Annotated in this window: 9 protein-coding genes; 6 read left to right on the plus strand and 3 right to left on the minus strand. The window is 53.7% G+C overall.

Translation table 11 applies throughout. The annotated features are described in order from the left end of the window. Positions 1 to 72 precede the first annotated feature (72 nt). The 4 genes from RHM61_RS09700 to pgi are packed head-to-tail and all read left to right on the plus strand — an operon-like array spanning position 73 to position 4,921. Entirely contained in the window at positions 73 to 1,413 is a 1,341-nt protein-coding gene (locus tag RHM61_RS09700; protein ID WP_322250909.1) for a peptidylprolyl isomerase, read from the plus strand. Next, positions 1,413 to 2,456 carry a 4-hydroxythreonine-4-phosphate dehydrogenase PdxA gene (gene pdxA, locus RHM61_RS09705; RefSeq protein WP_322250910.1) on the plus strand — a complete coding sequence of 348 codons (1,044 nt, stop codon included), beginning with the start codon at positions 1,413 to 1,415 and terminating at the stop codon, positions 2,454 to 2,456. Before RHM61_RS09700 ends, pdxA begins: the two co-directional genes overlap by 1 nt. Continuing rightward, a complete protein-coding gene (gene rsmA / locus RHM61_RS09710) occupies positions 2,453 to 3,232 on the plus strand; it encodes a 16S rRNA (adenine(1518)-N(6)/adenine(1519)-N(6))-dimethyltransferase RsmA (RefSeq protein WP_322250911.1) in 780 nt (259 codons plus the stop codon). The genes pdxA and rsmA overlap by 4 nt, the downstream gene beginning before the upstream one ends. Positions 3,233 to 3,274: 42 nt before the next feature. Then, positions 3,275 to 4,921: a glucose-6-phosphate isomerase gene (gene pgi / locus RHM61_RS09715; RefSeq protein WP_322250912.1), complete on the plus strand. Its 1,647-nt coding sequence runs from the start codon at positions 3,275 to 3,277 to the stop codon at positions 4,919 to 4,921. A gap of 332 nt (positions 4,922 to 5,253) precedes the next feature. Here pgi and RHM61_RS09720 read toward each other — a convergent pair whose 3' ends face one another. After that, the gene (locus tag RHM61_RS09720; protein WP_322250913.1) at positions 5,254 to 6,273 is read right to left on the minus strand and encodes a LacI family DNA-binding transcriptional regulator; all 1,020 of its coding nucleotides are present in this window, start codon (positions 6,271 to 6,273) and stop codon (positions 5,254 to 5,256) included. A gap of 297 nt (positions 6,274 to 6,570) precedes the next feature. On the opposite strand from RHM61_RS09720, the gene RHM61_RS09725 reads away from it, so the two are divergent. Continuing rightward, entirely contained in the window at positions 6,571 to 7,911 is a 1,341-nt protein-coding gene (locus RHM61_RS09725) for a GH1 family beta-glucosidase (RefSeq protein WP_322250914.1), read from the plus strand. Between the two features lie 34 nt (positions 7,912 to 7,945). On the opposite strand, the gene RHM61_RS09730 is transcribed toward RHM61_RS09725, so the two are convergent. Both RHM61_RS09730 and RHM61_RS09735 read right to left on the minus strand, forming a co-directional pair. Then, positions 7,946 to 9,130, minus strand: coding sequence for a cation:proton antiporter (locus RHM61_RS09730; protein WP_322250915.1), 1,185 nt, complete (start codon positions 9,128 to 9,130; stop codon positions 7,946 to 7,948). Positions 9,131 to 9,243: 113 nt separating this feature from the next. Then, the gene (locus tag RHM61_RS09735) at positions 9,244 to 11,661 is read right to left on the minus strand and encodes a TonB-dependent receptor (RefSeq protein WP_322250916.1); all 2,418 of its coding nucleotides are present in this window, start codon (positions 11,659 to 11,661) and stop codon (positions 9,244 to 9,246) included. Positions 11,662 to 11,888: 227 nt separating this feature from the next. Here RHM61_RS09735 and RHM61_RS09740 point away from each other — a divergent pair, with 227 nt between their 5' ends. Next, on the plus strand, positions 11,889 to 13,430 hold the full coding sequence (locus RHM61_RS09740; RefSeq protein WP_322250917.1) for a tryptophan halogenase family protein: 1,542 nt from the start codon (positions 11,889 to 11,891) through the stop codon (positions 13,428 to 13,430). Positions 13,431 to 13,584: the final 154 nt, after the last annotated feature.

A 13,584-nucleotide genomic window follows, 5' to 3' on the forward strand; every position in this document is an offset into this window, starting at 1 on the left:
TTTAGCCGCCGGAACACTCTATACTGCGGTCTTAAACCGTTTTTTCAGATCATTATGCGACATCTATTGAACATGAAACAAAGTCAATTCCTTTCCGTTCTCACGGCCTCCGTTCTGCTGACCGGCTTGCTGAGCGGGCATGCCGCTCTTGCTCAGACTAAAGCCGCTGGCAAAGCGCAAGTGGTCAACAGCATCGTCGTCGTCGTCAATGATGAAGTCATTACCCGGCAGGAATTGAACGAGCGCTTGTTATCCGTTGAGCGCAGACTGAAGACTGCTGGTACGGCCGCGCCTGAGCGTGCCGATTTGCAAAAGCAAATTTTGGAACGCATGATACTCGACCGTGCGCAGTTGCAACTGGCTAAGGAGAACGGTATACGCGTCGATGATGTCATGCTCGATCGCACGATGTTGCGCATGGCTGAACAAAATAAAATGAGCTTGCAAGAATTCCGCAATCAAATTGAACGCGAAGGCACGCCTTACCCACGTTTCCGCGAAGAAATTCGTGACGATATCCTGATGCAACGGGTACGTGAGCGTGAAGTCGACAGTAAAATTTTGATCACTGAGTCCGAGGTCGATAACTTCCTCGCCGCCGAAGCCAGTGCGAAAGTAGATAAGCAAGAAATCAATTTGGCGCATATCTTGGTGCGGATTCCTGAAAATGCAACGGCAGAGCAAATTACGCTGCGCCGCGCCCGTGCCGAAGAAGTCTTGCAAAAATTGCGCAGCGGCGGCGATTTTGCAAAACTCGCCGTTACTTACTCTGACAGTGCCGAAGCGCTCAAAGGTGGCGATCTCGGCTGGCGTGAGCAAGAACGTTTGCCGCAATTGTTCGTCGATGCGATTAGTAAAATCAAAGAAGGTGAATTTTCCGAGATCGTGCGTAGCCCGAACGGTTTTCATATCGTTAAACTCAATGGTAAGCGCGCATCGAGTGATACCAAGGCGGATGCTGCCGTGGTTCAACAAACCCATGTTCGGCATATTTTGATGAAGGCGAATCAAATCGTCAACGATGCCGAAGTGCGTCAGAAAATGCTCGACTTGAAACAGAAAATAGATAGTAAAGCAGCAACGTTTGAAGATTTGGCAAAAGCCAATTCCAGCGATGGTTCGGCTTCCAAAGGTGGTGATCTCGGCTGGATTTATCCGGGCGATACGGTGCCGGAATTTGAACAAGCGATGAATAAACTGGCGATCAATGAAGTCAGCGCACCTGTCCAGTCGCAATTCGGTTATCACCTGATCCAAGTTTTGGAACGCAAATCGGAAGATCAATCGAAAGATCGCAAGCGTCTGGCCGCACGTCAGGCTTTGCATGACCGCAAGGCTGATGAAGCTTTGCAAGACTGGCTGCGCGAATTGCGTGATCGTACCTATGTCGAATTCCGTTTGGATGACAAGTAATGCTTGAGAGTAAATTGCCGGTCATCGCCATCACGGTGGGCGAGCCGGCAGGCGTCGGGCCGGAAATCTCCTTGCGTGCAGCGTGGGCGCTGCGCCATGAAGTGCGACCGGTGTTGATCGGTGATGCGGCGTATTTGTCCATGTTGGCCCACGATATAGACCCTGCCATTAGCCTGATGGGCATGTCGCAGGAAGCGCTGAGACTCAATGGCATGGCGGCCAGCGGCAATCAACGTCTGACCGTCATCGATTGCCCTCTGGCGGCCCATGTCACGGCCGGTCAATTAGACCGACGCAACAGCCGCGCCGTTTTGCATACCCTTGATGTGGCAATCGAAAGCATACAACAAGGCTGGTGCGATGCCATGGTGACCGCACCTTTACAAAAAAGCATAATCAACGATGCCGGTGTCAAATTCAGTGGTCATACCGAATACTTAGCCGAACAGACCGGCACGGCGCAAGTGGTGATGATGTTGGCATGTGAAGCCAATGCCACCCTGCCCAAGGGCTTGCGGGTGGCTCTGGCGACTACGCACTTGCCTTTGCAAGCAGTGCCAGCGGCGATACAATTCGATTCCTTGCTGCGCACGATACAAATCATCGACCATGATCTGCGCCACAAATTCGGCATAGCACGGCCGCGCCTGCTGGTTACCGGGCTCAATCCGCATGCTGGTGAAAACGGTTATCTTGGTAGCGAAGAAATAGACATCATTGCCCCGGTGATTCAGCATGCCGCTGGCCTTGGCATCAGTATCGAAGGGCCGTATCCGGCCGATACGCTGTTCCAAGAAAAATATCTCAACCAAGCCGACTGCGTGCTGGCCATGTACCACGACCAAGGCTTGAGCGTACTCAAATTCGCCAGTTTCGGACTCGGCGTCAATATCACTTTAGGCTTACCGTTGATCCGCACTTCGGTCGATCACGGCACCGCCCTCGATCTGGCCGCCCAAGGCTTGGGGCTGGCCGATAGCGGCAGCATGCAGACGGCAATCCGGCTCGCCGCCGTCATGGCACATCATCAGAAACAATCATGAAACATATTCCACGCAAACGCTTCGGGCAGAATTTTCTGACCGATCAATTGGTCTTGAGCCAAATTATTCGTACCATCGATCCAAAACCGGGTCAAACCATGGTCGAAATTGGCCCTGGCTTAGCGGCCATGACGCGTCTGTTGCTCGACGAATTGACGCACCTGCATGTGGTCGAGCTTGATCGCGACTTGGTCGCACGGCTGAAGAAAAACTTTGCGACGGACAAATTGATCGTGCATGAAGGCGATGCACTGAAATTCGATTTCAGTACGATTGCGGTACCAGAAGGGGCGAAATTACGCGTCGTCGGCAATTTGCCGTATAACATTTCCAGCCCTTTGTTATTCCATCTTGCCGAGATCGCCCCCTTGGTGGAAGATCAACACTTCATGTTGCAAAAAGAAGTGGTCGAACGCATGGTGGCGCCGCCCGGTAGCAAGACTTACGGTCGGCTCTCGGTCATGCTGCAGTGGCGCTACGAGATGACGATGATGTTCGTGGTGCGGCCGGAAGCCTTTGATCCGCCACCGCGGGTAGAATCGGCTATTGTGCGCATGATACCGAAAGCCAGTCCCTTGGTATGTGATCCGGCCAGCTTGCAAGCGGTGGTGACCAAAGCCTTTTCGCAACGCCGTAAAGTAGTGCGTAATTGTGTCGCTGGTATGTTCAGTGAAGCGCAATTGATCGAAGCCGGCATCGATCCGCAAAGTCGCCCGGAAACGATAGCCCTTGAACAGTATGTCAATCTGGCCAGAATGTTGAAAAGTGCCGCCTGAGCCAGCCGTATTCCCAATTGAGATGGAAGCTGAAGAGTCTGTATGAATATTACGCAAACGCCAGAATGGCAATCTTTGCTGCAACATCGGCAGCGCCTTGAACATACACATTTGCGCGAATTGTTTGCCCAAGACCCTTTACGCTTTGAACATTTTTCCGCCGAGCTCGATGGCTTGCTGATCGATTATTCCAAGCAGCGCATCGATCAGCCTACGCTCGACGCCTTGCTGGCCTTGGCGCGCTTATCGCATGTGGAAGAATGGCGTGACCGCATGTTCGCCGGTGAAAGAATCAATATCAGCGAAGACCGTGCGGTTTTGCATACCGCTTTGCGGCACATGGATTTCAAGCCTTTCCCCAGCGCCGAACTCGATGTCATGCCGCAGGTACGCGGCGTGCGCAAGCAAATGCGCGATATTGTCGAACGTGTGCGTAGCGGACTCTGGCGCGGCTTCAAAGGTGATGCGATTCAAAACATCGTCAACATCGGCATCGGTGGCTCCGATCTCGGACCCAAGTTAGCCACGCGTGCGCTGGCAGCCATGCAGCATCCGAATTTAAAATTTTTTTACGTCTCCAATCTCGATAGTGCTCATCTGGCACCCTTATTGGAAGAACTCGATCCGCGCACGACGCTGTTCATCGTCGCCTCGAAAACCTTCACCACCCAAGAAACCAATATCAATGCGCAAACCGCACGTACTTGGTTGATGGCGGCGGCCATGGAAGAGTGGGCGATTGGCAAGCATTTCATCGCCGTCACAGCCAGTACCGACAAGGCCCATGCCTTCGGTATTCCCGATGCCAATATTTTGCCGCTGTGGGATTGGGTTGGCGGTCGTTACTCGCTGTGGTCGGCAGTCGGTTTGTCGGTGGCGCTGGCGATAGGCATGAGCGGCTTCGAGCGCTTGCTGCTCGGTGCAGAAACCATGGATGCGCATTTCTGCGCCACACCGCTGGAACAGAATCTGCCGGTCTTACTCGCTCTGATTTCGGTATGGAATACCAATTTCCTTGGCGCTGAAACCACCGCCATTTTGCCGTATAACGAATCGCTGCGGCATTTGCCGGCATTTTTACAGCAACTGGAGATGGAATCGAATGGTAAAACCGTCGGTCGTGAGGGTGAAGCGCTGACCTGTCGCGCTAATCCCATTGTTTGGGGTGAAATCGGCGTCAATGGCCAGCATGCATTTTTCCAATTGCTACACCAAGGCGGTTGGTTGATCCCTTGCGATTTCGTCGTTGCCGCCTCGAGCGATTATCCTTTGCCGGGGCATCAAGCGCCGCTGTTAGCGAATTGTCTGGCACAAAGCGCCGCCTTGGCTTTCGGTAAAACCGAAGCGCAGGCGCGCGAAGAATTGATGCAAGCTGGCATGGATGAGCCGCAGATTGCCAAATTGTTACCGCATAAAGTATTTGCCGGCAATCAGCCATCGACCACGCTTTTGATGCCAGCGCTGGAGCCATTTCAGCTCGGCATGTTATTGGCGCTGTATGAACACAAAGTGTTCGTGCAAGGTGTGATCTGGGGCATCAACTCATTCGACCAATGGGGTGTTGAACTCGGTAAGCAATTGGCCAACCGACTGTTACCAGCTATCATGGGCGACCAAGCCTATGATGCCCAGCTCGATGCCTCGACCAGTGGTTTGATCGCGTATTTCCGCCGGCACGGCCACGTTTGAGGCGCTGGCAGTCTGTTGGAGTTCGCGGCGATTGCCTCAGTTCGACAGACTGCCAGGGTGGAAATCGTTAAGGAATGTCAAATCTACTTGGCAATCTGCAACAGCGATTGACCGCTTGGCGCAGCGCTTGATATAAAGAGAGCTCTCTCTCTTTGATCGATTGCTGCTATGTGGACAGGAATTTTTACCGGTTTGTCCTTGTTGTTCATCCTCAGTCTGGTATTTTTGATGCGAGCGATGAACAAGGTGGCGCGCCGCTCTGAAAATCAGCCGAAGAAGATAGCCAAGTCACGGGGGCGAGCTGATTAACGCAGGTGCGAGGCTGCTTCAGCTCAGCGCAGGCGCCGCGTCGTCTCACGTACCACTAATTCCAGCGGCGGCAAGCTGATGTCGGCGGCTTTGTCATTGATGATACCCAACAAGGCCGTAGCGGCCGCCAAACCCATTTCATACAAAGGTTGACGGATTGTCGTCAGTGGTGGGGTGGTGTAGAGAGAAGTTGGCAAATCATCGAAACCGATCACCGACATATCGTCGGGCACGCGGATTCCCTTGCGATACAAACTCAGTCGCACGCCATAGGCAGTTTGATCATTGACGGCAAACACAGCAGTGAACTGCTGTTGGTTTTCCAGTAAGTGATTGATTGCCAGTAAGCCGCTTGACTCGTGTAAATCTCCCTCCACCACCAGTTTTGCCTCAAACGCTAAATTCGCCTCTTCCAAAGCACGGCGATAGCCTGCCAGTCGCTCATTGGCATCGGGATTATTCGACGGGCCAGCAATAAACGCGATCCGCCTATGACCAAGTTCAAGCAGATGACGGACCGCCAACATGGCACCGTGTTCATTGTCTATCTTAAAACCCTTGGCATGCGCGCTGTTGAGCAAACGGCCGGTCGCGACGATAGGGCGTTGGGTGGCAAAACGCAGAACATCTTGGTCGGCGATGTGGCCTGAAAGCAATATCAAACCGTCGACCTTGCGTGCTAACAGCAGTTTGATACGCGCCGCTTCTTCGATGGCATTCCAGTGCCCGCTGACAATCACGGAGGCATAACCGCTGGCTTTGAGGCCATCGTCGACCCCACGCAAGGCTTCGGCAAAAAACGGGCTGGCGATATCTTGTACCACGATGCCTATGGTCATCGACTTACCGCTCTTGAGGCTCTGCGCCAGTTGATTCGGCTCGAAGCGCATTTCAGCGATGGCTTGTTCCACTGCCAGCCGCTTATCGGCCGACACTTTGGCCGTGCCATTGAGTATGCGCGATACCGTAGCGGGGGAGACACCGGCTGCACGAGCAACGTCGAGCAGGGTTACTGGGGAATGGCTTGTTGCATTGTCGATCACTGCATGCCTTTTGAACGAAGAGAGAGGATGTGAAAAGCTTTTCAAGCGCAGAATACCATAATTTGCTTTAGCACCATTATATGCGCATCTGCAAGTTACGCCGTCACCGCGAGTTGTCGTTGTTTGCAGCTTAAAAACTACTGATTCCGAGTTGACAGCGGTGGGTCTGAATGTTAAATTCGCTGTGCTTGAAAACGTTTTCATAAGTGCCGGGGTGCAATTCGGCTTGGAAGCGTTGCAGCTTTCGTGGCGCTCAGAATAAATTTGCCGCTCATCTCATTAAACTGTTATCACAACATGCCAACTACCGATTCCAAATTAGCTTTTCCTCGCACTTTCAGTTGGGGCGTGGCAACCAGCGCCTATCAAATCGAAGGTGCCGCCGCCGAAGACGGCCGCGGGCCATCGATCTGGGACAGCTTTACCCATGCAGAAGGGAATATCATTGATGGCAGTAGTGGCGACGTTGCTTGTGACCACTATCATCGCTATCCTGAGGATGTGGAGCTCATTGCGGACTTGGGTGTGGACGCGTATCGCTTTTCGATTTCTTGGTCGCGCGTGCAGCCGCTCGGCTACGGTGCCTGGAATGAGGCCGGCTTCGCGTTTTACGCCAAACTGCTCGATCGTCTGGCTGAGAAAAACATCGCCGCCCATGTCACCCTGTACCACTGGGATTTACCACAAGGTTTGCAAGATTTAGGTGGCTGGCTCAGCCGTGAAACCACACAACGCTTTGCCGAGTACGCCGCCGAAGTTGCGCGTCGCTTTGGTTCGCGCGTGGCGTCGATCGCCACGCATAATGAACCGTGGTGCACCGCCAACCTCGGTTATGGCAACGCTCAATTTGCCCCCGGTGTCGCCGATACGGCGCTGTCGATACAAGTCTCGCACCATTTGCTGTTATCGCATGGCTTGGCAATACAGGCTATGCGTGCGGTCACCGGCGCTGCCGGTCCACAATATGGCATCGTGCTCAATCAATGGACTGCCGATGCGGCCACCAGCTCTGCGGCCGACGAGGCCGAAGCCAGATGGGAATATGCGCGTTCGGTGCAGTGGTTCATGGATCCTATTTTCAAAGGCGAGTACCCGCAAGCGGCGCTAGCCAGAATGGATCTGAGCCGCTTTCATGTGATGCCGGGCGATATGGATAACATACGTCAACCGCTCGATTTTCTCGGCGTAAACTATTATTTCCGTGCTTACATCAGCACCGAAACACCGCAGCAGGCCGCTCCCGCTGCGCTCGGCTTGACTGATATGGGCTGGGAAATTTATCCGCAAGGTTTGACCCGATTATTAGTCGGGCTGCAAAGCGAATACCCGGATTTACCACCGATTTACATTACCGAAAACGGTATGGCCGCCGCCGACCAAATGCAAGACGGTGCCATCCATGACAGTGCGCGCATCGACTACGTGCGTCTGCACTTGCAAGCGCTGCAAACCGCTATGGCCGCTGGGGTCGATGTCCGCGGCTACTTCTATTGGAGTTTGCTCGACAACTTCGAATGGAATTCCGGCTATGCCAAGCGCTTCGGCTTGGTGTATGTCGATTATGCGACGCAGGAGCGGGTACTTAAAGACAGTGCGCATTGGTATCGCAATTTGATCGCCGAGCAGCAGTCAGAGTAGTCAGCCTATCGCGACGGGGCCGTCGTGCCCCTCCCTATGTTTGAGACCGCTGCAACTGCGGTGCCACCGCCGGTATCGTCAGCATGGTGCTGAGCACCGCCATCAGTAAGAGGGCCGTGAAGCTGGCGTTGGAAATGATGCCTTTGTCGAGCAAGACATTGGTGAAGATAATCATGATCAAGGCCTTGGTTTGCAGCAGCCAGCCTATCATCTGCGCTTCTCCACGCGGCCACTTCAGCAAGCGGCCGGCGATTTGCATACCCAATAATTTCCCGCCGATGGCTGCGCTTAACAGCAGCGCTGCAGCCAACAGAATGGCACTGCTGCCGGCTTCCCAGTTGGTGCGCAGACCAGTGCTGAGAAAAAATACCGGCATCAACAATTGCAGCACCAGACTGCGGACTTGCTCAACTTGGGCCGCCACGAACCAAGCCCGGTCGATCACCAAACCAGCTAAAAAGGCTCCCACCATGAAATGTAAGCCCGACCAATCGGCACAATAGGCGCACAGTGGCAGCCAAATCAGTAGCAGTGGCCAACGGTCGCGTGCGGCAAGGCGCGGCATCAGTCGGCGCAACAGCCAACTGGCGAGGGCAAAGCCGAGCAAAAACAGCAGTTGCCGTTGCGCCCGTTGCCAGTCGAGTAAAATCAGCGCCAACACACCCCAGATGGCGATGTCATCGAGGCTGGCGTAGCGCAGAATTCGCTGCCCTAAAGGCGTTTCCAGAATTTCCAGTTTTTCCATCAGTAACACCAAGATAGGTAAGGCAGTGACGGCGCAGGACATGCCTATGCCCAGCACGAATTGCCAAGGCTGCGCCTGCAGCCCACTCCACTCGCCGCCAGCCGCCAGCAAGACCAGTGCCACGGCACAGCCGGCCAACATCGGTACCGATAGTGCCAGCGCGGCAGTCACGCCGCTTTCCACGCGATGTTGCCACAATTGTTGCAAGTCCAATTCTATTCCCGCCAGCATGACGAACAACATCACCGCCCACCAAGCCACACCATTGAGCGCCAGGCTGACTTGCGGCGTGAAGATGCTCTGATAAACGCTGGGAAACACGGCACCCAAGGCACCCGGACCGAGTGCGATGCCGACCAGAATTTGCACCACCACCAGCGGTGCCCAATAATCGGTACGCAACAGACGCCAGATCAAATAGGGCAGACTGAAGATAATGCTCATGGCGATGAGAAAAGTTTCACTGGTATTCATGTAGGGCGTCTCGCGCTGAAAAAAAAACCTCCATTGCACAGGCAAGGGAGGAAACAGAGAAAAAATAAAAAATCACTCCGTGCTGGCGCGAAACGCCAGCACGGCCACGACGATCAGAAATCAACGCCGGTATTAAAGCCGAAAGTACGCGGTGCCAAGTACTGCGCTTGCCAAACCGAGAAGCCATTTTGCGCGCTGGTTTTGATATTGCTGTTGCTGGCATTACGGACAAAAGCATCAATATAAAAATTATTGCGGGCATAACGCAAACCCAGATCGGTACGGGCATACGCAGCTTGTTTATCGGGTGCACCGAAGTAATCGCTGAACACACTCAGACCACTTTCGGATTCATAATGCACGCTGATACGTGGGGTCAAGGTGGCATCGGCAGCCAGATGGAAGCTGTGTTGATACTGTACTTGGATTTGAATTTTCGGCGTATGCGGCATGGTGAAACCGGTGACATCGACACAAGTGCTGATGGTCGGATCGGCGACACATTTCGGCAAGGCGTAATCATTCGAGCCACCGATCAGTTTGCCCAAAGTGGCTTTCGGCGTATACGCCAAGGACACTTGCACCTTATCGTCTTTGCTCAGTTTGGCGGCAATTTCAGTTTCGAAACCGGCGATCTTGGCACCGTCGGCATTGCTGGTCGCCAGCGTGTGCGAACCGTCAGGATTGGTGACCGGTGCGCTGAACTGGAAGCCTTTAAAATTTTCAAAGTACAAGGCATTATTCATCTTGACCGTACCGCCCAAGAACGTATGTTTGCTACCGATTTCGTAGTTAGCCAGCGTTTCGGCACCATAGGTTTTGCCACCATCTTGCAGACCGCCGGATTTATAACCGGTCGAATAGCTGGCGTAGATCATATTGTTTTGATCGAAGTCGTAGCTGATGCGTGCCAAGCTGGTGACTTTGCTGCCGGTATAAGTGCCGTCATTCGATGGCGAGCTTGGGCTGTAGCCTTGGCCGGCAATCGTTGGGTTGATATTGCCACTCAAAGGTGTTTGCGAAACGTTGGCGTCGCCATTCCAAGTGTAACCATTGCCGCCGACATTGGTGCGTTTGTCGCTGGTGTAACGCAAACCGCCGGTCAGATGCAGACGATCGCTGACATTCCACGTCGCTTGACCGAAGGCCGCCGAGGATTCCACGGTTTCTTTCGGTTGGATGAAGGAACCCTGCCAACCGACGCTGCCTTGTTGGGTGCCGTTGATGATAGGAATATCGAAACGGATATCATTGGTTTCGGCACCGTAGTACAAACCGAGCAACCAATCGACATCACGCTTGCCGGTCGATTGCAACTCCAGCTCGTGGCTGTAGTTGACATAGTTGGATGAGACGGTATTGTTTTCCTGATGTGTGGCACCGGTAGTGAAACTGGTCGGCACGGCCGCGCCACCATCTTGATCATAGCGCGAAGAACCGCTGAATTTCGAGTAACCGGCAATATAAGAGAGCGACATCGAGTCACCGATAGTCAAATCCATACGGCTGCGCAGCGAATCGGAATCACGCTCGACATATGGGGCGGTATCGATCAGGGCCGACCACAAGTTTTGGCCAGTCCGAGGTGTTTGCATCAGATTCATGTTCGGTGTGCCGCGATCGGTATACTTCTCATACGAGACATTCCAAGTCAGCGCGGTAGTCGGTTTCCACAACATGCTTAAACGCGCGGCACTTTGATCTTGCGCGCCGTATTTCGGGCCATTGGTGACGAACAGATTCGGATTCAGTGCTTGAAAACCGGTCAGGCTACCCTTGTTCGAGGCGGCATAAGCGGTTTTTTGGCTGGCCAAGGAAATGGCTGGCAAAGTTTGGTAATCGACATAGCCATCATGCGCTTCTTTCACGAAGGCGAAACGCAAAGCCATGGTGTCGCTGACCGGTAAATTGAAGGCACCGCGCACGCCGCTGCGTTTGAAACTACCTAAGCCACCTTCCAAATTACCCGATTGTTCGCCGAGGATCGGTTTGGCAGTCTGCATATTGACCGCACCGACCGATGCATTACGACCCCACAAGGTACCTTGTGGTCCGCGCAACACTTCTATGCCTTCCATGTCGAACAACAAGGTCGTCGCGCCTTCCGGACGCGGAGCGTAGATGCCGTTGACGAAGGTCGCCACTTCAGGATCAGCATATTCGGTTTTCGCACTGTCATTGCCGACGCCGCGTATGGTCATGGTGATCACGCCATGATCGCCTTGGGCGGTGGCAGAAAAACCAGGAACCAGATTGACTACGTCTTGTATCGTTTGTACATGTGCATCTTCGAGCGCGGCTGCATTGATAGCCGTGATCGCCACCGGCGTTCTTTGCAGCGAAGTGGAACGCTTGGTGCCAGTGACGAGGACTTCGGAAATGGTGTTGCTGTCGGCCGCTGCTTTATTTTGCTGGGCCGCACTGTTTTGTTCTTGCGCCTGGGCCGAATGTAGCCCGGCGATCAAGCTCAAAACAGCGAGTTGTATTGGTGTACCCAAATGCTTACGGGCGTGGTGGGGGCGTGTTGTCATATGTCTCCTGTCTACGTGTAGGGGTGCCGGTATGCCGGGCATAATGTGTTGCTTTGAAATGGTTTTCAATGCGTGAAACCGATTTCATAGTAAAGATTATTTATGCTTACTGTCAATTTAAAAGCCGAATATTGCGACATATTTCACGTATTATTCAGTCTTGTTGCGAATTAGCAACCGGAAAGACGGCGTAATTCAAGGCATAAAACAAAAAAATGGAGATAAATATGAAAACGATTTCAAATGTATTGATCGTCGGTGGTGGCACGGCCGGATGGCTGACCGCAGCCTTCTTAGCCAAATCGCTCGGCACTGCTGCGGCCGGTGCGGTGGCCATTACGGTAGTGGAATCGCCGGAAATTGCCAGTATCGGTGTGGGGGAGGGGAGTTTCCCTTCCTTGCGTGGCACACTGGCGGCGATCGGCATCGACGAAGCGTGTTTTGTGCGCGAGTGTAATGCCACGTTTAAGCAAGGAATTAAATTTGTTGATTGGCTACGCCCACCCGGTACACCCGGTGCAGACCATTACTTTCATCCCTTCAGTTCACCCAGTCAACGCGCCGGTGCACCCGAACTGTTACCGTATTGGTTGCAGGGTGCGGCACCGGCCGGTGTGGCGTTTGCCGCCGCTGCCACCATGCAAAAAACCTTGGCCGATGCCGGCCGTGCACCCAAACGCAGCAGCGACGCGGCCTACCTCGGGCCGATGAATTATGCCTACCATTTCGATGCCGGATTATTTGCTCAATTATTGCAGCGCCATGCCATCGCGCTGGGCGTTGTACACCGACAGGCGACCATCGAGCAAGTAGACTTGGCGCAAGACGGTGCCATCGCCAGCTTACTGTGCAGCGATGGCAGTCGTTTGCAGGCCGATTTATATATCGATTGCAGCGGCTTTCGTGCCGCGCTGATTGGCAAGGCCTTGGGTTCGCCGTTCAAATCGGTCGACGACGTGCTGTTCGTTGATCGCGCTTTGGCGATGCAAGTACCGTATCCTGAACCGCACAGCGCGATTCCCTCTTACACAATGGCGACCGCACAAACAGCCGGTTGGATTTGGGATATAGGCTTGCAGCAGCGCCGTGGCGTCGGTCATGTGTATTCCAGCCGGCACACCGACGATGTGACGGCCGAGCAAGCTTTGCGTGATTATATCGGGCCGGCGGCGGCGCAACTGCAGGCACGCAAGATTGACCTCGCGCTCGGCTATCGGCCCCAAGCCTGGGTGAAAAATTGCGTCGCCGTCGGTTTATCGGGTGGCTTTCTCGAACCTCTGGAAGCGTCCGGCATAGGCTTGGTCGAAACCGCGGCTTACCTGATCAGCTATCTGTTTCCAGCCGATGGCAACCAAGCCCCGGTGGCGAAAGTATTCAATGACATGATGCGCCAACGCTACGAGCGCATCGTCGATTTCATCAAATTACATTACTGCCTTACACAGCGCCGTGACAGTGCGTTCTGGATAGACAATCTGGCACCGGGCAGCAGCAAACTCAGTGAACAATTGGCCATGTGGCGTAGCCGTGCACCGCACCGGCTCGATTTTATCAGTGATGTGGAAATGTACCCATGTTCTAGTTGGCAATACGTGCTTTATGGCATGGAATTCAAGACTACGCTTGCCAGCAATTCCTTGCTCTGGACCCGCAGCAGCGACGCGCAACGCGAATTTGACATGATCGCCCAGATGTCCCGGCACGCGCTCGAGGATTTGCCTGAGCATCGCGCATTGATCGAACAGATGCAAGCAACAGCTATGAAGTAGAGGCCTTGCGGTATAGGCGTCAAATTGATGCTTGTACGCCATATTTCATGCTATTCTTCCGCTTGAAAACCTTTTCAAGCGGAATGTGAGGGATGGTAATCGCATCAAAATCGGCTGAAAATCATTGCAAGAGACCAATGATAGTCAAGCTCAG

Origin of the sequence: Undibacterium sp. CCC3.4 (genome assembly GCF_034347425.1) — a bacterium.
Classification (GTDB): domain Bacteria; phylum Pseudomonadota; class Gammaproteobacteria; order Burkholderiales; family Burkholderiaceae_D; genus Undibacterium.

What these genes read in the sequence shown, in the direction of transcription:
- rsmA (WP_322250911.1), top strand. Translation starts at nt 2,453, where the DNA reads ATGAAACATATTCCACGCAAACGCTTCGGGCAGAATTTTCTGACCGAT.
- RHM61_RS09735 (WP_322250916.1), bottom strand. Translation starts at nt 11,661, where the DNA reads ATGACAACACGCCCCCACCACGCCCGTAAGCATTTGGGTACACCAATA.
- RHM61_RS09740 (WP_322250917.1), top strand. Translation starts at nt 11,889, where the DNA reads ATGAAAACGATTTCAAATGTATTGATCGTCGGTGGTGGCACGGCCGGA.
- RHM61_RS09730 (WP_322250915.1), bottom strand. Translation starts at nt 9,130, where the DNA reads ATGAATACCAGTGAAACTTTTCTCATCGCCATGAGCATTATCTTCAGT.
- RHM61_RS09700 (WP_322250909.1), top strand. Translation starts at nt 73, where the DNA reads ATGAAACAAAGTCAATTCCTTTCCGTTCTCACGGCCTCCGTTCTGCTG.
- pgi (WP_322250912.1), top strand. Translation starts at nt 3,275, where the DNA reads ATGAATATTACGCAAACGCCAGAATGGCAATCTTTGCTGCAACATCGG.
- pdxA (WP_322250910.1), top strand. Translation starts at nt 1,413, where the DNA reads ATGCTTGAGAGTAAATTGCCGGTCATCGCCATCACGGTGGGCGAGCCG.
- RHM61_RS09725 (WP_322250914.1), top strand. Translation starts at nt 6,571, where the DNA reads ATGCCAACTACCGATTCCAAATTAGCTTTTCCTCGCACTTTCAGTTGG.